The following is a 22,349-nucleotide window of genomic DNA, read 5'->3' as shown; positions in this document are numbered from 1 at the left end:
TCTTATTGCTAATAAAGCAAAAGTACAATTTAGAAGCCAAAACTTGCATAACCACGGTATTGGTTTGGCCTGTAAGCAATAGCCCTCTTCCTATCTTTTAACAGAAAGGTTTCAGTAACAAAGTCCATTGCCTCCTCTTCAGTATCTGTATCTGCCATTCGCAATCCTTCATTCATATAATATGGATCTGAATTGAAGGGGGTATTATCTGCAAATACAACCATATGGATTTTAAAATTCTTATGGTAATCCTGGCTATTTTTTGTCTTAAAATAATATGCAGTATAGGAGCTATTCTTATAGTTTAAAGACCTGTCTCCAAGGTATATAACTTCATCCTTATTTCTGTCAAATCTTCTGTCCTTATAAATAAGGGCTTCCGCCAGATATTGTTCCGAACCGTATTGATGAGGAAAAAGTTCCGATTTTCCCTTGCGGACCAGCTTGGTATACAATAAAAGCCGGCTATTAATATCATAAGCCATAGAGTTGATCACCGCTGAAGGTATACTTTTTCCATCCGATGCCAGCAGCGTAACATAGGTACTTCGTATTTCCGGATCTTTTACTAAAAGGAGTCGGTTAAAAAACTGAGCCATTTCTCTTTCCCCTGCAAAAGGATATAATAAAACAACATAATCGTTCAGGATTTTGTTATTTCTGAGTCTTGTATAATTAGCCTGCCTGGTTTTTAATTCTTTGTTATTCTGTTCACCAAGATGCCTTTTCAAGAGAATTTTAGCATCATTTAAAAGCTGACCTTTGTACTTCTTATAGTTTGCAGACTTTATCAGATCTTCCTTTTTTAACTGTGCCAGAAGTGAAAAAATTGGGGCTTTGTACTCTGTAATAGAACTGTATTTTAACAATTCGGGATATAATCGCCTGGCTAATTCCAAACTGTCTTCATATGGTTTGAAAATACTTTTTATTTCTGCCGTATTAGATACCAATGGCAGATCTTGAGTCATAAGTTGAAGAAAGAGGCCAGCAGAGGCTTCTGTTTTTTTACTTGCTAATGATTGCAGGATATTAATTTGAGCACTGGAGTTATTATATGATTTGGCATAGAAATCTGTAAGAAACGTAATTACCTCTTCTTGTGGTAAGACCCCTAATTGCTTAATCAGGTAGGATTGAATGTGCTTTTTATCCTCATCAAAAGAAAACTTTGAAATATAGTAGGTTAATGAATCTATATGCCGTTCATCAAACAAAAGATATCTGTAGCCCTTTAGCACTATACTGTCGTTTTCCCTTAGTGCGGCAAAGAAATCTGCTGTTTTATCTTCCAGGAGATCTCTTCCCAAAGGCTTACCTACCGGTTTGAAATTGTCGAAAAAAGCGCTGACAAAAGGACTGGGTTCCGACAGGGTATCTACAACTGTCTTTAACTGGTAAAACAGGCCGCCGCGAATAACATTTTTTATTAGAATACCCCTTGTACTGGCTGTATCTGTGATAACGAATTGTAATTCGTGAGACCCATCACCTGTGGTCTTAGTCTGTTCATTTTGGATAACAAAATGTTTATCGGAATATTGTTTTTTGCGTAATACCCAAATAGAATCTATGTTGGAAAAGGTAAGATAGTCATGAGATTTGGTAAGTTCTACCTCAATTGCCTCATTATTTTTGTTCTGATAAACTGTCTTTTTGGAATACGGACTATAAGCCTTTGTTTTTTTCTTATTACTGAATTGGTGATTACTATTTTCAACAAATTTAGGTGGATCTATAGAGGTAACCGTGCTGAAATGCATCGCTGTATCTATTACCTTTTTGAACACTTCAGGATAAGATACTTCTGAAATTTTGAACGAATTAAAATACTCCTCAGCGAGAATTTCACTCGTTGTACGTACGCCCATCAAATAATAATCCCCCCTTTTAATCACAGTTTTCAAGTACAGATCCTGACCCGTTACAGAATCCCAAACAGCCTTTGAAGTCAGGGATTTCTTATCAAAAGAATTGTATTTTGGTTTAAGCTCGAGGTCCTGGTATATCCTTTTTTGAATTTGTTTGAGTTCAAAGGTGTCTTCCTCAATAAAATTTAAATCATTCAGCGTTGTTTTCTTTAGAAAGTAATAGGAATTGCTTGCAGGGTCATATCCTTCAATGCTGCGACTGCCACCTCTGGATGCGTTTGTAAATTTATGTAACCCGGGCATAGCTATTTCAAAGTCCTTGTAAGCAGAAGATATTAGTTTTGGGCCTTCGTCAGGCTTTTTAAACTTTAGGCTATTAAAAACTTTGTCCGAATAATTAGTGACGTAGTCACCTTCTCCTCCCATTTTAAAAATTAGTATTTCAAGCGGAGTGATATAAATTTGGTATCTCTGATGATCTCCATTTTTTAATTTGTTTCTTATGTCGAGACCTTTATATCTTTTATTGATAATAGGTTTTTTACTCAAAATAGTTCCGGGGATATTTTCAAATAGTAATTGATCAATATCCTCCAAAGTGTAGTCTCCTCCTGCTTTCAAATTGGCATAGGTAGGCACCCTGTTTACCATAAAATAACTTCCATTTGCCAAATCAGGCGAAACGTATACCGTGGTAATTCTTTCAGATATCGGATATAATTTATAGGGAAGTGAAATGGTAAAGAAGTTGTCATCCGGCCCAAAAGTTTTATAAGAATGTTCCCTTATTTTACCCAAGAATTTATTTTTGAGTTTTTGGCCTTTATCTGTTGCTTCAGACACAAGCGGCTCTACCACATATCCTTTTTTCTTCAATAAGGCAATTACCCCATGTGCACCCGGTAAGTGAGCTGCACCTATTCCTGCAAAAACTTTGGCCTTTTGTATAGCAGAATCTAAACTTTTCGCCATGTTCTCATTGCGGATATAGAGCATGTTTTTCAGGTAGTGATCCGTATACATGGCCTTATCGATAGAATCCAATAAACTTAAATTGCGTTCACGATACGCATCCTGCATTAAAAACATCAGGTCTTGCTGCTGCATACGTTTTTGAAGCCATTCATCCGGTTTCATTTTCATGGAATTCAGGCTCGCCCTGCCTACCAGTGCAGATGATTCTTCCAGCTTCTCCAATGCAAGGATCGGTTTGTTAAACCTGCTGCCGGCCTGATATATGAACATATCCAAATACGTGTCCTCCTCAAAATTTTGTGAATTTTCGTTCGTTCGGTAAAGAATGCTATTTACCAACCTTTCTTCAAATGCCAGATAAGATGCAAGGTCTTTTTTTCTTGGATGTTGGAAGGCAAAAGAATGCGTATAAAACCCTTTTGTATTGAAACCATAGCCTTTATTCTGGGAATCAGAACCAAAACGATCTTCGCTCTCCAGCCAGGTTTCAGGATCTGATTCAAGAGCAACTATTTCACTTTTATCCAGGGCTTCATAAAAAACATCGTCTAATCGGAAAGCGATTTTCTTACTCACGTGCATGGTGCCGTATAAATATGAAGATGTTTCTAAGCCATTGCCGGATATTTCCCAGAGCAAACTTTTTTCCGACTGGGAATAGCACATCAGCGACAATACAAAGCAGATTATTATTGAAGTTAAGCGCATTATATAGGTTTGTTTGGCACCTCTTGTAAATTTTCCGAGGCAAGAATAGTATCCAATGCCATTGCAATTTTAAAAAAAATATCTATAGAGTGGTTGGCTCTATAAAGATTGCTTATTTAGTCATCAGAAAAGTATTCGCCTTAATTTAACGGAGTTTCATTCCAAGTAGTATTTTTGTATTGTTAAAAAAAATAGCTTAATAAAAGAATTATGAAGGGTGTGTTGTTAGTTAATTTAGGATCTCCTGATGGTCCCACAGCTAAAGAAGTAAAACCATATTTGGATGAGTTTTTAATGGATGAGCGGGTAATTGACGTTCCAAAATGGCTACGCAACTTACTTGTTCGCGGAATAATTCTTCAAACCCGCCCCAAGAAATCTGCAAAGGCATATGCAAAGATCTGGTGGGAAGAAGGCTCTCCTTTAATTGTAATTTCAGAACGTTTTGCGTCTAAAGTTCAACAGCAAACAGATCTTCCTCTTGCCCTGGGGATGCGCTATGGTTCAATGAGCATAAAGAAGGCCTTAAAGGAATTAAAAGAAAAGGGAGTGAATGAAATATTGTTAGTGCCACTTTATCCGCACTATGCAATGTCTTCTTATGAGACTGTTGTTGTTAAAACTATGCAGGAACAGCAGGCTAATTTTCCTGAAATAAAAATTACAACCTTACCTGCATTTTATAAGAATGCGGACTATATTAGAGTCCTTTCAGAGAGAATTTCCACAGGATTAAAAGACTTTGAATACGACCATATATTATTTTCCTATCACGGTATTCCGGAACGACATATCAGAAAGTCAGATCCAACTAAATTCCATTGTAAAATAGATGGTAGTTGTTGCCAGACAAACTCAGTTGCACACTATACATGTTACAGACATCAATGCTATGATACTACAGAATTGGTAAAAGCAGAGTTAAATCTGGATGATCGGAAGGTAAGCACTTCATTTCAATCGCGTCTTGCGGGAGATCCATGGTTAAAACCTTATACAGATTTTGAGTTTGAACGTCTGGCTAAAGAAGGAATTAAGAGACTTGCGGTTATTACCCCTGCTTTTGTAAGTGATTGTCTGGAAACTCTTGAAGAAATTGCCATGGAGGGCAAAGAGCAATTTATTGAGGCGGGAGGTCAGGATTATATTCATATCCCCTGCCTAAATGAGAGCGATTCCTGGGTGGCTCTAATGGCCGAATGGATAAACAATTGGCATAAAAGTGAAGCCTTACCTGCTTAATAAGCGGTATTCAATTAATATTGGGCTTTGAAAAAGCGCATCCATCTATCAGAATATGCATAATACTATAATTACAGGATAATAATGGCAAAAGTCTCCTCAGATCAATTAGGGGCGGAACCCATTGGAAAACTCCTTATCAGGCAGGCAGTACCGGCATCTATAGGCATTCTTGTAATGTCTCTTAATATTTTGGTAGATACTATTTTCGTAGGCAACTGGATTGGTTCTATTGCCATAGCTGCCATTAATGTAGTACTGCCCGTTTCTTTTTTTATTGCAGCATTGGGAATGGCTATCGGGATAGGAGGAAGCAGCATTATTTCTCGTGCACTTGGTGCGGACCATAAAGAGAAGGCCTTAAAAACCTTTGGAAATCAGATTACTTTAACCTTGCTGGTTACTATTTCAATGGTGGTTTTAGGTCTATATTTCGTAGATGGTTTAATACCTGCATTCGGGGGTAAGGGAGCCATATTTGATCCTGCTAAGATCTACTATACCATAGTTTTATACGGAGTACCCTTTTTAGCACTTTGTATGATGGGCAACACGGTTATTCGGGCCGAGGGGAAACCTAAGTTTGCCATGATTGCCATGATTATACCATCGATTGGGAATCTCCTGTTAGACTACATATTCATTTATGTATTTAATTGGGGGATGGCAGGAGCAGCCTGGGCAACTACGGCCGGGTACCTGATGTGTTTTGCATATATTTTTTATTTTTTCAGATCGAAAAATTCTGAACTAAAAATTACTTGGTCTCATTTTGGATTAGATCGAAATATTTTACGGGAAATAGGAGGTTTGGGATTTGTAACCCTCTCGAGGCAGGCAGTAACAAGTATTACCTATTTACTAATGAACAACATTCTGTTTTCTCTTGGTGGGGAACCTATGGTTGCTGTGTACGCCATTATAGGGAGAATGCTCATGTTTGCCCTTTTCCCTGTATTTGGAGTTACCCAGGGCTTCCTTCCTATTGCCGGTTTCAATTATGGGGCACAAAAATACCCCAGAGTACGAGAATCAATCAATACTGCAATTAAATATGCGGCTATCGTAGCCACGCTCGTTTTTGTGGTTTTAATGATTTTCCCGGCAGAAATTACGTCCCTGTTTTTAAGTGATAAACCAAATATGCCTGCAATGGAATTGGCTACGAATGCCTTTGTCCTGGAACATACACCTTCAGCGATGCGATGGGTTTTTGCCGCAACCCCTATCATTGCGCTTCAACTAATAGGGGCGGCATATTTTCAGGCTGTAGGGAAAGCTATTCCCGCCCTGCTCCTTACACTTACCAGGCAAGGGTTCTTTTTTATTCCTTTGATCCTGATATTGCCAAATTTTTTAGGGGAATCAGGTGTCTGGATCTCCTTTCCCATTGCTGATGTATTAGCAACCCTGGTTACCGGGTTTTACCTTAGGAAAGAAGTAAAAAAGGTATTGGTCTGAGAATTATTTTATTCCAAAACGTTGCTTGCTTTTTCGGGTTTAATTCCAAACCAGGGTGCCTATGTCCTTTCCACCTAAAGTTAATTGCAACTTTTCCTCTTCCTTTTTGAGCTCAAAAGTAACGCTCTTATCGTTTTTATTTTGCAGAATAACTACTGTCTTGTTGTCAGGGGTAACATAGGCTACATTTAGTATATTTCCTTCCTGATTTGAATCTATTCTAACAGAGCCGGGAGGGACAAATTTAGAAGCGTGGGCTATAATATAATAGGCCGGGTTACGTGTAATGCTGTCGCCCTGTATAGTAATTGCCCCCAGACAACGGGTACAGCCACCCCGGTCTGTATGTGGCTGTTGGTTTTCATCTGCTGCTAGATTCCATTGTAAGACATTTCGGCTCCAGTTTCTCGGAGCGCCAATAATGAGATTTTGTATATGCCAGCTAAGATTCTCTTCAAAATTTCCGGGAGCCCCTATCCATTGTTCTGTAAAATAAAGATGCTTATCAGGGTGGGCATCATGAACTTTGGTCAGGGAATCAATAGCGCCGCCGTACAAATGAAATGCGGAGCCATCAATATATTGCGCTGCAATTGAATCGTCAAGAATAGAAATAGGATAGTCTGGCCTGTCTGCATTATGGTCATAAATAACGATTTTGGTTAAAACCCCATTTTTTTTAAATGCAGGGCCCAAATGATTTTTTACGAATTCGCCCTGATCTTTTGCCAGCATTAGGAGACTTGGATTATTGCCCGGGTGCAGCGGTTCATTTTGAACAGTAATAGCATCAATGGGGATGCCTTCGGCTTCCATGGCTTTAATATATTTGACAAAATAACTGGCATATGCCGGGTAATATTCTTTAAGCAGACTGCCACCTCTTGTATCCGTATTATCCTTCATCCATGGTGGCGGGGACCACGGTGAGCCCATTATTTTTATTGCGGGCGATATTTTAAGGATTTCCTTTAAAACCGGGATGAGGTAAAGCGTATCATAAGCCAATGAAAAATGTTCTAATTCAGGATCAGTTTCACCCGGGGGGAGATCATTATAAGACCATGGGTATTCATCCAGATCCGAAGCGCCAATGCTAATTCTTAAATAACTGACTCCAATACTATTGGGGCCTTTACCAAAGAGTTCTTCTAAAATTTCGGCTCTGGCAGAAGCACTCATTTTTTGCAGGTGCAAGGCGCTGCCACCTGTAAGTGTATAACCAAAACCATCCATTTCCTGGTACCGGATAGAAGGCATTAGCGTAATAGTGGATTCAATTGAAACCGAATCGGCAATCTTACTTTTTTTTAATTTAATTTCATTTAATAGTTCTGATTGGTCTGGCGAGGTACGGTAAAGTATAGCTTCTGGCAGCGTGTCTTCTGTGCCGGACCCGCCTTTGCAGTTGATTAAAATAATACTTAACATCAGAAAAAGGACAGGTACTATACAGCTCTTATGGATAAAATAATTAAGGCAAACAACTATTGGCCCAGACCTTTTAAATAAATATGACTTCATAGTGCGTTACTTTTATTTTTTAAATGTCGAGACATTTACATAATATAGAAACCTTTATCCTTCAAAGGCTCAGGCAAATCTTTTTCCCCCAACAATTCCTTAATGTTTATTTCAATAGCGCGGGCAATACTCGTCATAGCCGTATCTGTTGGTTGATTTTCGAAAGGGTCCTGAATGACAAATGCAATTTTTTCAAGCATAAAAAAAGGAATCGAAATTAAAACCAATATTGGAATCTCCAAAAAACCATAGAGATCTTCAAGAGCTAAAGACAACAATAACAAAAAGATATAGATAAAAAAGTGTAGAACATTTCTGTATGTTCTCGGAAACACCGTATTTTTTATACGTTCGGCCATTCCCATTGAAGCTGTAAGTCTTGCTATTGTAGAATCTAATTGTATTTGCTGGAAGTCATTGATTGATTTTTCTTTATGGAGAGCCCTTAAATTTTGTGCATGATCGTCCAGTAAAGCCAAAGGAATATGTTTTTTGTGTCTTAGTGAGAATATTTCTTCCTGAGAAATATAGTCTTCCAAATTATCAGGCACATCCAGCTTCCGTAAATAACTTCCCAAAGCATAGCACCAGGCAATCTGCCTGTACGACATAGTTTTAACCATACTATTTTCAGATTCTTTATTGAATTGTTTTAGTTGCACTACAAAGGACCTGGAATCATTAACTATAGCACCCCATATTTTGCGAGCTTCCCACCACCGGTCATAGGATTGTGAAAGCTTAAAAGACAATAGCAAAGCAATAGCGGTTCCTAAAAATGTTCCTATACCCAATGGGATATCTAAATTAATTACATAGATCTTAAAAAAATAGATAAGAATTGAAAACACACTTACAATAAGCAGATCCCATTTTATTTCTTTAAACCAATATTTCAGGGGTATTCTCTTTTCTAATATCATTCGTTATTTCTTGTTGATAATTTTTCGGTACTAGTTTAAACTTAAAAATATGCGCCAATGGTTTTGATAACGCTTACCTAATTTAAATGGTCGTTTATAAAATTCGGGACTGTTAAAATTAGGGATTATTTCCGTATAAAGTAATCTAAAAGGATAATATGAGTCGCGTTGATTTAACAAAAAACCGAACTATTTGGAAGGATAAACTGCAATCATCTGTTCTGATATTTCATTCTCAAATCCCTGGTTTTTTTCCTACATTTAGCCGTTCATTGAAAAATACCCAATATGAAATTCATTACTGTCAGGACAAGCCTCCTAGTTTTAGCTGTTTTAACATTAACGTCTCCTGCAAACGCTCAAAATAAACGAGTAAATTCTAATACCGAATTTGAATATCCGGAAGCATTGTATTCAAGCCTTGAATATAGATTAGTGGGCCCTTTCCGGGGCGGGCGTTCAGCCGCGGTCACTGGAGTGCCGGAAGAACCTAACCTGTTTTATTTTGGTTCTACCGGAGGAGGTGTCTGGAAAACAGTGGATGGCGGCAGAACCTGGGAGAACATCTCGGATGGGTTTTTTGGCGGGAGTATTGGCGCGGTGGAAGTTGCGAAAAGTGATCCAAATGTGCTTTATGTTGGCGGGGGTGAAAAGACTTTGCGGGGAAATGTGTCTTCCGGCTATGGTATCTGGAAAACTGTGGACGCCGGGAAAACCTGGAAGTCAGTAGGTCTGGAGAAAAGCAGGCATGTACCACGTCTACGCATACATCCGGGGAATCCGGATATAGTCTATGCTGCCGTATTAGGGAATATATATAAACCAACTTTGGATCGCGGCATTTATAAGAGTATAGATGGAGGCGCTACATGGCGCAAAACCCTTTTTGTAAATGATATGGCCGGGGCAGTTGACCTTATAATGGATCCTAATAATCCGCGAATATTGTACGCTTCTACATGGAGAGCACAGAGGACGCCTTTTAGCCTGAGCAGTGGAGGAGAGGGCTCTGCTTTATGGAAGAGTACCGATAGCGGGGAAACATGGAATGAAATTTCAAAAAATGAAGGGTTTCCGAAGGATACTTTGGGAATAATTGGCGTAACCGTATCACCCAAAAACTCGGAACGCGTATGGGCAATAGTTGAACAAAAAGAAAAAGGGGGCCTCTACATGAGTGAGGACGGGGGTAAAAAATGGACACAGGTTAATAACGAGAGAAAGTTAAGACAAAGAGCCTGGTATTATACAAGATTATATGCCGACACCGAAAATGAAGATGTTGTTTATGTTTTAAATGTACGTTACCATAAATCTTCGGATGGAGGTAAGTCTTTTGAAACATTTAATGCTCCCCATGGTGACCATCACGATTTGTGGATAGCACCTGAAAATTCCAATCGGATGATCATTGGGGATGATGGTGGCGCTCAGATTTCTTATGATGGCGGAGATACATGGAGCACATATTATAATCAACCCACAGCTCAGTTTTACAGAGTAACCACAGATAATGATTTTCCATTTAGAATATATGCAGCCCAACAGGATAATTCAACAATCCGGATAAGACATCGAAGCGATGGCAGCAGCATTGGTGAAGATGATTGGGAAGAAACAGCCGGAGGAGAATCAGCGCACATTGCTGTAGACCCTTTGGACAATGATATAGTTTATGGTGGCAGCTACGGTGGCTTTTTAACCAGAGTAAATCATACGACTGGTACCGTTAGGGCAGTTAATGTGTGGCCGGATAATCCTATGGGATATGGTGCAGAGGGAATGAAATACCGTTTTCAATGGAACTTTCCTATAATGTTCAGTAAGCACGATCCAAAAAAATTATACACCTTTTCCAATCATGTGCATCTAAGTGAAAACGAGGGACAAAGCTGGAAACTTTTGAGTGAAGACTTAACCAGAAATGATCCGGACAAACTGGTTTCAAGTGGAGGACCAATTACACAGGACAATACGGGAGTTGAGTATTATTGTACCATTTTCGCGGCTAATGAAAGCCCACTTAAGGAAGGGTTACTTTGGGTGGGAAGTGATGACGGACTTATACATGTGTCGAAAAACGGAGGAGAAAGCTGGGAAAATGTAACACCTGCAAATATGCCGGAGTGGAGTATGATTAACAGTATAGAGCCTTCTGCTTTTGATGAGGGTACCTGTTATGTAGCAGCAACGCGTTACAAATTGGGTGATTTTAAACCATACTTGTACAAAACCAGTGATTTCGGTAAAACCTGGAAAAAAATAACGAACGGTATAAATAATGAGCACTTTACGCGAGTTCTTCGGGAAGACCCAAAAAGAAAGGGACTTCTATATGCAGGAACAGAGACGGGAATGTATATAAGCTTTAATGATGGGCAAAACTGGCAGGCTTTTCAACTTAATTTGCCTATTGTTCCCGTAACGGATCTAACTATCAAGGATGACAATCTTATTGTGGCAACCCAGGGGCGCAGTTTATGGATTATTGACGACCTCACGGTCTTGCATCAGCTTAATAGCGCGAATAAAAATGCCGCCACAGTGCTTTTTAAACCCAAAGATGCATACAGGACCAAAGGCCGGGCGGCAAGTGAGCCTTCAAAAACAGAAGGGCAAAACCATCCGGAAGGCGTAATTACTCAGTTTTACCTGAAAGACTGGGATAAAAAAGACAGTATTGCTCTAACCTATATGTCCATGTCCGGGGATACTCTGGCTAATTTCAATACATATAGCGATAAAAAGGAGAATAAATTGATGGTCAACAATGGAGGAAACACCCATGTCTGGGATACACGGGGAGAAGGCGCAGAAAAACTGGAGGGTATGATTTTATGGTCGGCCAACCTTGATGGGGCAAAGGCGGTTCCAGGTTCCTACAAAGTTTATTTGAACAGAAATGGCGCAAGTATTTCAGAAACGTTTACCATTTTGCCGGATCCGAGAGCTGAAGTCTCATTAGCGGATATGCAAAAACAATATGATTTTATAACCGACATAAATTCAACAGTAGATAAGGCACATAAATCTATTAAAAAGATACGCAAAATCACATCCCGGTTAAATGCTTTTACCGAGCAGTATAAGGGCAATTCCGAAACAAAGGATTTAGTGGAAAAAGCCGGGGAAATGAAAAAGGGTTTTGAAGAGATTGAAAAAGCATTATATCAAACTAAAAACCGCAGCGGTCAGGATCCTTTGAATTTTCCAATCCGGCTTACTAATAAACTGGCACATTTGAACAGTTTGGTCTCCATGGATGATTTTCCCCCAACAGATCAGGACATTGTTGTAAAAAATGAATTGACCACAAAGATCAATGCACAATTGGTGACTTTTGATACTATGGTTGATAAAGAAATCAAAGAATTTAACGAGGCTTTTAACGATTTAAAGCTGAATTACTTATTTATTGAAGAATAAATCCATATAAAATATTACACCTTTAGAATGAAAAATCTTTATGTACTGTTTGTTTTTGTATTATCCATAAGTCTGGGTTTTGCCCAGGATGCGGAAACTTATTTTAAACCTCTTAAATATAGGAATATCGGCCCTTTTCGGGGCGGCAGATCGGTAACTGCTACTGGCGTCATTGGAGATCCATTAACCTATTATATGGGAACTACAGGAGGTGGTCTTTGGAAAACTTCCGATGCCGGTCAGCGATGGGAAAATATTTCGGATGGGTTTTTTCAGACGGGCTCAGTGGGCGCAGTTGCTGTTTCTCCCTCGGACCCCAATGTTGTTTACTGTGGAATGGGGGAGCACGCACCACGAGGAGTTATGACCTCCTATGGTGATGGGGTTTATAAATCTACAGATGCCGGGAAAACCTGGAAAAAACTGGGGTTAAGCAAAACACAGCATATTTCGCGAATTGTCATTCATCCTAAAAATCCGGATATCGTTTATGTAGCAGCTCAGGGAGCATTATATGCCCCGAATGAAGATCGCGGAATTTATAAATCTGTTGATGGCGGGGAAAGCTGGAAGCAAGTTTTATTTGTAAATACACTTACCGGATGTTCAGAACTTTCAATTGATCCCAAAACACCGGATGTACTTTACGCCGCAATGTGGCACCATCAAAGGAAACCGCATATTGTTATTAGCGGGGGCTCCGGAAGCGGACTTTATAAATCTGTTGATGGCGGAGAAAATTGGTTTGAAATAGGCGAGGGTCTGCCAGAGGAAAAGGGCAAGATGGCTATTGCCGTAAGTCCGGCCAATTCTGATAAAGTCTATGCCCTGATTGAAAGTGATTCTGATCAGGATAAGGGAGGGTTGTTTGTTTCTGATAATGCAGGAATTTCCTGGACTATGGTAAGTGGTGATAACAGATTAGTGCAACGGGCCTGGTATTATATTGAGGTGTTTCCAGACCCTAATGATGAAAATACGGTCTATGTTTTAAGTGCTTCTGCCTACAGATCTATTGACGGGGGTAAATCATGGGAATTGATAACCGGAACACATGGGGATTACCACGACCTGTGGATTAATCCGGACAATTCAAAAAACATGGTCATTGCAGATGATGGTGGTGCAGCCATCACCTATAATGAAGGAAAAACGTGGTCTACACAGGATATCATGCCTACTGCTCAAATCTACCGGATAAATGCCGACAGGCTGTTTCCTTATAATATCTATGGGGGGCAACAAGACAATACTTCCATAAAAATTGCAAGTCTTTCGTTAGGGCGGGAGGGTATTACCGAAAGAGACTGGACTTATGCCGCAGGTGGTGAAAGTGCTTTTCTTGCCTTTGACCCTGATAATCCAAGGTATGTTATGGGAGGAAATTATTTGGGTACTATTGAAATACTTGATATGCAGACCAGGTCTGAAACAAAAATTATGGCCGCTCCCATTCAGTATTTGGGAAGAGCAGCCAGGGATATGAAATACCTGTATAACTGGAGCGCACCAATTATAAGATCTCAACATGAACCCGACACTTTTTATCATTGCGCCCAACTGGTATTGCGAACGAGGGATAAAGGGCTTAGCTGGGAGGAAATTTCTCCCGATTTAACCCGCAATATGGACGATAAGCAAGGAAAAGGCGGGGGCCCCTATACTGTAGAGGCTGTTGGCGCCGAAAATTATGGAACTATAGCCCATATTATTGAATCGCCCCATGAAAAGGGAGTGCTTTGGACAGGCAGTGATGATGGCCTTGTTCATGTAACCAGGAATGGAGGAGATACCTGGGAAAATGTTACGCCCAAAGGTCTCAGCGAGTGTTTGATTAACGCTATTGACGTTTCGCCACATGACCCGGCTACTGCCTATATTGCAACAACCCGCTACAAGTTCAATGACTATACTCCTGCCTTGTACAAGACTACAGATTACGGTAAAACATGGAACAATATTAGTTCGGGAATTCCTTACGGTTCCTTTACAAGAGTAGTTCGTGAAGATGTTTCGCGCAAAAACCTTCTCTATGCGGGTACTGAAAAGGGGATTTATATTTCCTGGAATGGCGGAGCTTCATGGGAACCTTTTCAGCTTAATATGCCCGTTACTCCTATTACTGATTTAATGGTACATCAAGGCGATTTAATTGTGGCTACTTCAGGAAGGTCTTTTTGGATTTTAGATGACCTCGGGGCACTTGCCCAATACAAAAATCAGAATAGCAATTTTGGAATAATGAAGCCTGAGGATGCATATAATGGATCCTGGGACAGCCCTTTAAATACGAATTTAAATGGTTTTAAAGGAACAAATCCATTTTATGGTGTGAACCCTGCTAACGGGGTGGTACTGTATTATGAATTACCCAGTACGATCGCATCTGAAGAAATTACACTGGAAATTCTTAATGAAGATGGCAAGCTTATTCGAAAGTTTAGTTCGGAAAAAGACCTGAATTATAAAAAGCATGAAGGTGGTGGTCCACCTCCGGCACCTATTCTTTCCAGGGATGAAGGTTTAAACAGATTTGTATGGGACATGCTTTATCCAATAATTCCGGGTATACCTGATACATATATCGAGGCTAACTTTACAGGACATATGGCGCCACCTGGAACCTATACTTTAAAATTGCAGATGGGAGATAAAACAATAAGTACGACGGCAAATATCCTCGAAACACCGGGTTTCGAAACTAAACCTGGTCAATATGATGCTTACGATGCTTTTATGACCGAAATGGAGAAAAATGTTACCCAAATGCATCTCATGGTAAATACACTTTATAATGCCGGGGCGCAACTAAAAGACATCGTTAAAGACATGGAAGAAAATGACCTTAAAAAGGCAGGGATAGCACTTTACAACAAGCTAAACCAATGGGATGAGGATATGATACAGCGGAAATCCAAGGCATATGACGATGTAGAAAATTTTCCAAATAAATTTACCGCCGAATATCTGTTTCTAATAGACCAAACCAATAGTGCAATACCAAGGGTTAATACCTCATCCAGAAATCGTAAAGATGAATTGGATAAAGAATGGCAGCGATTAAAAATGCAAGGGAATTCATTTTTAGAAAAAGAGCTGCCGGATTTTAATAAAAAACTGTGGGAAGCAGGTATTGGAGCAATCAGATATTAGAAATAATGGAGGAATACTATAATTATATTAAAGCACTGCATCTAATCTTTGTAGTAACATGGTTTGCCGGTTTATTTTATATACCCAGATTATTCATTTATCATATTGAAGCAGGGGATAAGCCTTCTCCGGATAAAGAAATATTATCTAACCAACTTAAACTAATGACAAAGAGGTTGTGGTATATTATTACATGGCCTTCAGCTGTTTTATGTACAGTTTTTGCTATCTGGCTACTGCTCTTAATACCGGGATGGTTAGAACAGCCGTGGATGCATATTAAATTGGCATTTGTAGTATTGCTCATTGTCTATCATATGAAAACACATATGATATATCTTCAATTGCAGCGAGATGAAATAAAGTATTCTTCTAATTTTATGCGAATTTGGAATGAAGGGGCCACCGTAATACTGTTCGCCGTTACATTTTTAGTAATATTGAAGGGCACGTTCAACTGGATTTTTGGAGTATTGGGACTTATTGTTCTCGGCATTCTTCTTATGCTGGGTATACGTTTATATAAGAGGTTTAGAGAAAAGAATCCCAATGCTTAAGACTGTTTAAATTGGGTTTTTCATTGGCTGCTTTGGCTTGATTATTGCTATCTTTAAACTCAAATCAGGAGTCATTGCTTAAAAAATTATCTCTCAGATCCCGAATTTTTGTCACTATGATTTTACTGGTGCTCATTGCATCGGTATTAATAGCGGGAGTTACTATTTACCAATATAGGGAGCAATCCAAAGATTATCACAAGGTTCGTTTAGAGCGTAAGGAAGGACAAATTAAACAGAGTATTGCCTACACTTTACAGGAAACAACTTATCCGGTAACTACAGAAAACCTTGCCCTGATATTTAAAGATGAAATATATAGGATCGCTGATGTCCAAAACGTTAATTTCAATATTTATGACCTTAAGGGAAATTTAATCAAGAGTTCAAAACCAAGATTCAGAAATGATTCAATATCACTTCACCTGGATTCGAAAATAATTGAAATGTTATCAAATGCAGTGAACAAGAGATACATACTTGAAGATACTGCTGCCGGCGATAAATACCACGCTTCGTTTACCTACATAAATGATGATAAATTTAAACCAATAGGTATATTAAATTTGCCATATTATGAGGATAACACTCTTAACGACATGGAACTCAGGGAATTCCTGATGCGTCTCTCCGTTGTCTATTTATTTATGCTGCTGATTGCTGTTGTTCTGGCCTATTTTATTTCAAAATATATAACCCGCTCTTTGCAGACCATTTCTGATAAGATTACACAAACTGACCTTACAAAAAGAAATGAAAAAATACTGATTGAAAATCCCGGGCACGAAATAGGAAAACTTATTGATTCATATAATGAAATGATTGACGAATTAGAAGTTAGCGCGGCGAAACTGGCTCGGAGTGAAAGGGAACAGGCCTGGCGGGAAATGGCAAAGCAAGTGGCCCATGAAATTAAAAATCCGCTAACTCCCATGCGCCTGAGCGTTCAAAGTTTTGAAAGAAAATTTAACCCGGAAGATCCCGATGTACAAACCAAAGTGAAGGAATTCTCCCGAACATTGATTCAACAAATTGATACAATGAGCAGCATTGCTTCGGCGTTTTCAAACTTTGCAGAAATGCCTGCCCAACAGAACGAAAATTTGAATGTGGTAAAAATAGTTAAACTGGCTTTGGATATTTTTAATGAAAAGTACATACATTTTATGGCAGATGAAGAGGAAATCATTGCCAAATTAGACCGCACTCAATTGATACGTGTAATTACAAATTTGGTAAAGAATGCAATACAGGCTGTTCCGGAAGTTCAATCTCCCAGAATATTGGTTTCCGTTGTTTCGCAGGGAGATAAGGTAAAAATATCCGTGGCGGACAATGGCATTGGAATTCAGGACGGATTTAAGGATAAAGTGTTTGAACCCAAGTTTACCACCAAAACAAGCGGGATGGGTTTAGGCCTCGGCATGGTAAAGAATATTGTTGAAACTTACAACGGCAGTATTAATTTTACTTCACAGCCCGGAAAAGGAACTGTATTTACTGTAATGTTTCCAAAAACTGAAAATAATTAAACAAAATAATGACCTATGAACTTTGAAAATGTCCTGGTTGAGCTTGATGATAGCCTGGCGACAGTTATAATAAACAGGCCAAAAAAATTAAATGCATTAAACAGGGCAACCATAAAGGACTTGAGTAAGGTATTTAAGAAACTTGAAAAGGATAAAAGGATAAGGGCCATAATACTCACCGGGAGTGGTGAAAAAGCTTTTGTTGCCGGTGCAGATATTTCAGAATTTGCAAATTATTCTGTAAAAGAAGGCAAAGAACTTGCTGCAAAAGGACAAAAAATACTTTTCGACCTTATAGAGAACTTAGCTACTCCTGTCATTGCTGCTATTAATGGATTTGCGCTTGGGGGCGGACTGGAATTAGCCATGTCCTGTCATTTCAGGATTGCAGCTAATAATGCCCAAATGGGCCTTCCTGAAGTATCTCTTGGTGTAATTCCTGGTTATGGAGGCACGCAGCGCCTGCCTCAGTTAATCGGAAAGGGAAGGGCTATGGAACTTATTATGACTGCCGGAATGATTAATGCGGAAAAAGCTTTGTCCTTTGGCCTGGTAAATTATGTCGTGCCTCAGGAAGAACTATTGCCCTTGTGCATAAAAATGGCTGGCAAGATAACGAATAACTCACCTGTTGCAATTTCTTATGCAATAAAAGCGGTAAATGCGGGTTTTAAGAATAATGCGAAAGGGTTTGAAACCGAAATAAATGCATTTGGAAGCTGTTTTGGTACAGCCGATTTTAAAGAAGGCACTTCCGCCTTTTTAGAAAAAAGAAAAGCAGAATTTCCGGGAACCTGATGCGCTTAAAATTCATTATTTATCATGAAAATTCGTGTTTTCGTTTTTTTGGCAGTTTTAACTGTGAGCTTTATATATGGGCAAAAAATGCCCATTTCCTATGATTTTGGGGAAAAGTATGACGACAGATATAAATACTCCAATTTGGTTTCAATTTCCCAGGACGGAAAAGGGGGAACTATTTTGGTAAGGTCTTATTACACAGGAATGATCCTTAAACCCAAGGGTTATTTTATAGAACATTATAATAAAGATCTTGAATTGGTTTCTGAATATAATTATAAACTGAAAGGACCCGATTTTATAGAAGGTTATTTTAAAAATGGGCAATTGTATTTATTGTTTTTGGATTATAATCTGGAAACTCTGTCCTATGATTATATAGTGCACCGAAGTCCAGTTTCAGATTTTAATTTTACTGAAGAGAAGTTGCTGTCAATTAGGTCAGATCAGGTAAACCAACCCTATGATCGCAACTACTACAACAGAAATTTTTCATCTGGTTTTACCACTACCGCCCTGTTTAGCCAAGATAAGAACGCCTTTATAATTAGCACCCATTTCAAGAAGGGAAAGATAAACAAACATAATATCTATGTTTTCAGTGCTTCCCTTAAAAAGATGTTTGAACAAGATTTTTCCAATGAAATAGAAGATAAGAATTATGCCTTTGAGAATATAGCAGTTTCCACAAATATGGATCGGGTATATATAATTGGAAAAGCATATTTTAAGAAAAAAAGATTTACAGCCCTGGAGCGAAAATTCCAGTATGAACTCGTTATGCTGACAAAACAAGGGGCCAGCACCCAATCCTTTGACGGGCCAGGAAAATACTCTGAAGCGCTAAAACCTATTCTTCATAAAGGAAATCTCATCTGTGTTGGGTTTTATGCAGACAGGAAGGATAACAGGTATAATGGGTTGGGATATTTTAAATTGGATCCAATGACGCTTGAGTTCCAAATAAGAAAGTACAATCCCTTTTCAACACAGTTCATGGCAGACAAGTTTGGCAAGGAGGACGCAGAGCAGGTTAAGAATCTTGTATTTAAAAATGTGAGCTTCACACAGGATGATGAAATACTTTTCAATGCTGAAGAGTATTTTGTTACCTCAAGCGTACAGGCAAATTCCAGCGGCGGCAGACTGAGAGTGGAACGTTTCCATTATAATGACATAGTGAGTGCAAAGATTAATTTGAAAGGTGAAATGCTCTGGGCCAGAAATATTAATAAAGCTGAGGTAACACAAGGTGACGGGGCCTATGCGTCTTACTCCTCCTATACCAAAAACGACAATACTTACTTTTTTATAAGCAGCTCGGCAGAGAATCCGCAACTCCTCAATAATGAACGTTTAATTTTTAAACAGGGCTTGAGCAGGAATAGAAATGTGTTTGTAATCCAATTAGACAAGCATGGCAAAATGAGTTATGAAAAAATCATTGATGATAAAGAAGCCCGTTTACCACTTATGGTATCCAAACCATTAATGGACTTTAATGATAATGCAGTTTTGTTTTATGCTAAAAGAGGCAGCAAAAAACAGTTAGTGAATGTCTCGATCAATTAAATTAATAAAATTGGCAACATAGGAATAATTCCATAAATTTGGAATAAATCCATAGTTTGAAACAAAATAATTTTATTAAGGGAAGAGGAGCGCAGCACAATACGCCCAATAAATTTCTTAAGCACGTATACGAAATAGAGCAGGATTTTCTTGAATTTTGCGCTAAGGAAGGTGAAGAAGCCACTAAGAGCAGAACGGAATACTCAGCTGTTTACCCCAAAACAATTGTAAACAAGGTAAGCAGCCCGGATGTTGGGATGGAATATTCAATGAATCCATATCAGGGCTGTGAACATGGCTGTATATATTGTTATGCCAGAAATACACATGAATTTTGGGGTTTAAGTGCAGGATTAGATTTTGAACAAAAAATTTTAGTAAAGAAAAATGCTGCTTCCCTTCTGGAATCCAAACTAAAAAACAATAAATGGAAAGCCGAAACAATTGTACTCTCGGGAAATACAGATTGTTATCAACCGGCAGAGCAGGAATTTAAAATTACAAGGGCATGCCTGGAAGTATTTTTACGCTACCGCCACCCTGTTGGGTTAATCACCAAAAACTCCTTGATCTTAAGAGATCTGGACCTGTTAAAAGAATTAAATGCAAATGGCCTGGTAGGGGTAAACATCTCACTTACTTCACTTTCGGAAAATACGAGAAGAATTTTGGAACCCAGGACGACGACTATTAATAAACGACTGGAAACAATAGCCATTTTGGCTGAGAACAAAATCCCTGTTAATGTTATGCTGGCCCCGATTATTCCGGGAATAAACAGCCATGAAATTATTAATCTGGTAAAGGTTGCCGCTGATCACGGAGCCTCTTCTTTTGCGTATACCATAGTGCGTTTGAATGGTGCCATTGGCCTTATTTTCACAGATTGGATCAGGAAGGTTATGCCTGATAAGGCAGAAAAGGTATTGAACCTTATAGCCTCATGCCATGGAGGCACTTTAAATGACAGCAGATTTGGATTGCGGGCTAAGGGTGAGGGACAAATAGCCAAACAAATTCAGGATATGGCAAAATTGGCGAAATTGAAATATTTTGAAGGACGATCATTTCCCAAATTGAATCGGGATTTACACGAACCATATAAAAAGGGTCAATGGAAATTGTTTAATTAGACCTGTTTATTTGTGCCGGATATAGCTTTTTAAGCTAAAAACAGGTTATAAATTTATCACTAACTAAGTTCCCATCCTTTTCGATAAGTGCCCTGCACCCATTCATTTGCCTTTTCGTAATTTGTTACCCTCATATTCTCTCCATCCCAAAGTATTTTTCTTCTGCCCGGATAAACGAAGCCCCGGCCATTTGCATTAGGTTTTTTATATTGAAACGATTTTATAGCCAGGTTTCCCATTAAAACAGCCTCTGTCAAAGGTCCTGAACGCTCAAAACCGGAAGAAGTCTTTATGCCATTTATACAGGCCTCTACCCAATTACTTTGATGGCCACCGGTATCGCCTGGAATTCTATCCAAATAGGGTTCAGGCGGCTTTATATCCAGCATCCTTTCTGAAGGCAAAAGCCTTGCATTCCTGGAATAGGTGTCGCAGATCAGAATGCCGGTGGTGCCATAAAAAATACTGCCACCACCATTGTCTCCAATTTTTTCACCATCTTTTAAGTCATCAGGTAAATCGGGCATTATTCCACCATCATGCCAGTTTAAGTCAATTTTACCATGTTCTTTGGTATTAAATTTAAGTCTGACGACTGAAGAAGCAGGACAGGATTTACTGTAGTCGGCTTCAATGAAGTCGCCTATCCAATTCGTAGTGCAACTGGCTTCAGCTTCCGTGGGATACCCAAGGTCTAACACTCCAAAAGGTGTTTCCATAATATGACAACCCATATCACCTAAGGCTCCGGTACCAAAATCCCACCAACCTCGCCATTTAAAAGGGAGATAAGAATCATTATAGTCGCGCATTGCGGCAGGCCCCAGCCATAAATCCCAATCCAGTCCTTCCGGAATTGGATTTGTCTCGGCTGGTACGGGAACCCCTTGCGGCCATACGGGTCTATTCGTCCAGCAATCAACCCTTTCAATCTTCCCAATTACCCCGGATTGTATCCATTCTTTGGCCTCTCGGCTCCCATTACTGGAAGCACCCTGGTTTCCCATTTGAGTAACAATTCCATTTTCACTTGCAACCTGGGTCATTAGGCGGGCTTCTGCAATATTATGGGTTAATGGTTTCTCTACATAGGCATGTTTTTTTTCACGCATAAATGGTAAGGCAATAGCTGCATGGGTATGATCTGGAGAAGCCACCATTATGGCATCCATATCATTTAAATGATTATCAAAAACTTTTCTGAAGTCCTTGTATCGTTTTACTTTGGGATATTTCTTGTAACTGCTCGCTGCTCTCCGATCATCTACGTCGCATAAAGAAACGTATTTTACCTTCTTCGTCATATCAAGACCTCTCATAACACTTGCCCCACGCCCTCCTACACCAAAGGCCGAGATATATAAGGTGTCGCTTGGCGGGATATGATTTTTGCCCAAAACAAAGCTGGGGACAATTGAAAAAGCAGTAGAAGTTGTAGCTAATTTTTTGACAAATATTCTTCTTTTCATTT

General features: G+C 39.1%; 13 protein-coding genes. 9 read left to right on the top strand and 4 right to left on the bottom strand.

What is annotated here, in order from left to right:
* Positions 1-29: 29 nt before the first annotated feature.
* The gene (locus G504_RS0116445; RefSeq protein ID WP_157473457.1) at positions 30-3,554 is read right to left on the bottom strand and encodes a TraB/GumN family protein; all 3,525 of its coding nucleotides are present in this window, start codon (positions 3,552-3,554) and stop codon (positions 30-32) included.
* Between the two features lie 210 nt (positions 3,555-3,764).
* Between G504_RS0116445 and hemH the strand changes: the two genes are divergently transcribed.
* Together hemH and G504_RS0116435 are read left to right on the top strand one after the other, a co-directional pair.
* A complete protein-coding gene (gene hemH / locus G504_RS0116440; RefSeq protein WP_019671294.1) occupies positions 3,765-4,796 on the top strand; it encodes a ferrochelatase in 1,032 nt (343 codons plus the stop codon).
* A gap of 84 nt (positions 4,797-4,880) precedes the next feature.
* Positions 4,881-6,257, top strand: a complete 1,377-nt coding sequence (locus tag G504_RS0116435; protein ID WP_019671293.1) for an MATE family efflux transporter — start codon at positions 4,881-4,883, stop codon at positions 6,255-6,257.
* Between the two features lie 39 nt (positions 6,258-6,296).
* Here the strand turns inward: G504_RS0116435 and G504_RS0116430 are convergent, their stop codons facing one another.
* Together G504_RS0116430 and G504_RS0116425 are read right to left on the bottom strand one after the other, a co-directional pair.
* Positions 6,297-7,781, bottom strand: a complete 1,485-nt coding sequence (locus G504_RS0116430; protein WP_240473057.1) for a glycoside hydrolase family 30 protein — start codon at positions 7,779-7,781, stop codon at positions 6,297-6,299.
* A gap of 35 nt (positions 7,782-7,816) precedes the next feature.
* Positions 7,817-8,704: a bestrophin family protein gene (locus G504_RS0116425; protein ID WP_019671291.1), complete on the bottom strand. Its 888-nt coding sequence runs from the start codon at positions 8,702-8,704 to the stop codon at positions 7,817-7,819.
* Positions 8,705-8,992: 288 nt separating this feature from the next.
* Between G504_RS0116425 and G504_RS0116420 the strand changes: the two genes are divergently transcribed.
* The 7 genes from G504_RS0116420 (at position 8,993) to G504_RS0116390 (ending at position 20,878) form a co-directional block, all read left to right on the top strand.
* Positions 8,993-12,130 (top strand): WD40/YVTN/BNR-like repeat-containing protein, encoded by a 3,138-nt coding sequence (locus tag G504_RS0116420; RefSeq protein WP_019671290.1) that lies wholly within the window; start codon positions 8,993-8,995, stop codon positions 12,128-12,130.
* A 27-nt stretch (positions 12,131-12,157) separates the two neighbouring features.
* Complete coding sequence (locus tag G504_RS0116415; RefSeq protein ID WP_019671289.1) at positions 12,158-15,283, top strand: VPS10 domain-containing protein; 3,126 nt, start codon at positions 12,158-12,160, stop codon at positions 15,281-15,283.
* Between the two features lie 5 nt (positions 15,284-15,288).
* The gene (locus G504_RS0116410; RefSeq protein ID WP_019671288.1) at positions 15,289-15,840 is read left to right on the top strand and encodes a CopD family protein; all 552 of its coding nucleotides are present in this window, start codon (positions 15,289-15,291) and stop codon (positions 15,838-15,840) included.
* Positions 15,841-15,956: 116 nt separating this feature from the next.
* Positions 15,957-17,372 (top strand): sensor histidine kinase, encoded by a 1,416-nt coding sequence (locus tag G504_RS0116405; protein ID WP_019671287.1) that lies wholly within the window; start codon positions 15,957-15,959, stop codon positions 17,370-17,372.
* 15 nt (positions 17,373-17,387) lie between these two features.
* On the top strand, positions 17,388-18,170 hold the full coding sequence (locus G504_RS0116400; RefSeq protein ID WP_019671286.1) for an enoyl-CoA hydratase/isomerase family protein: 783 nt from the start codon (positions 17,388-17,390) through the stop codon (positions 18,168-18,170).
* Between the two features lie 24 nt (positions 18,171-18,194).
* Positions 18,195-19,745 carry a hypothetical protein gene (locus G504_RS0116395; RefSeq protein ID WP_019671285.1) on the top strand — a complete coding sequence of 517 codons (1,551 nt, stop codon included), beginning with the start codon at positions 18,195-18,197 and terminating at the stop codon, positions 19,743-19,745.
* Positions 19,746-19,801: 56 nt separating this feature from the next.
* Entirely contained in the window at positions 19,802-20,878 is a 1,077-nt protein-coding gene (locus tag G504_RS0116390; RefSeq protein ID WP_019671284.1) for a PA0069 family radical SAM protein, read from the top strand.
* 59 nt (positions 20,879-20,937) lie between these two features.
* Here the strand turns inward: G504_RS0116390 and G504_RS0116385 are convergent, their stop codons facing one another.
* A complete protein-coding gene (locus G504_RS0116385; protein WP_019671283.1) occupies positions 20,938-22,347 on the bottom strand; it encodes a Gfo/Idh/MocA family protein in 1,410 nt (469 codons plus the stop codon).
* Positions 22,348-22,349: the final 2 nt, after the last annotated feature.

The organism is Eudoraea adriatica DSM 19308 (genome assembly GCF_000382125.1).
In the GTDB taxonomy this organism is placed as follows: Bacteria; Bacteroidota; Bacteroidia; order Flavobacteriales; family Flavobacteriaceae; genus Eudoraea; species Eudoraea adriatica.
Note: the sequence above shows the minus strand (reverse complement) of the source record. Positions and strands in the feature narration are given on the sequence as shown.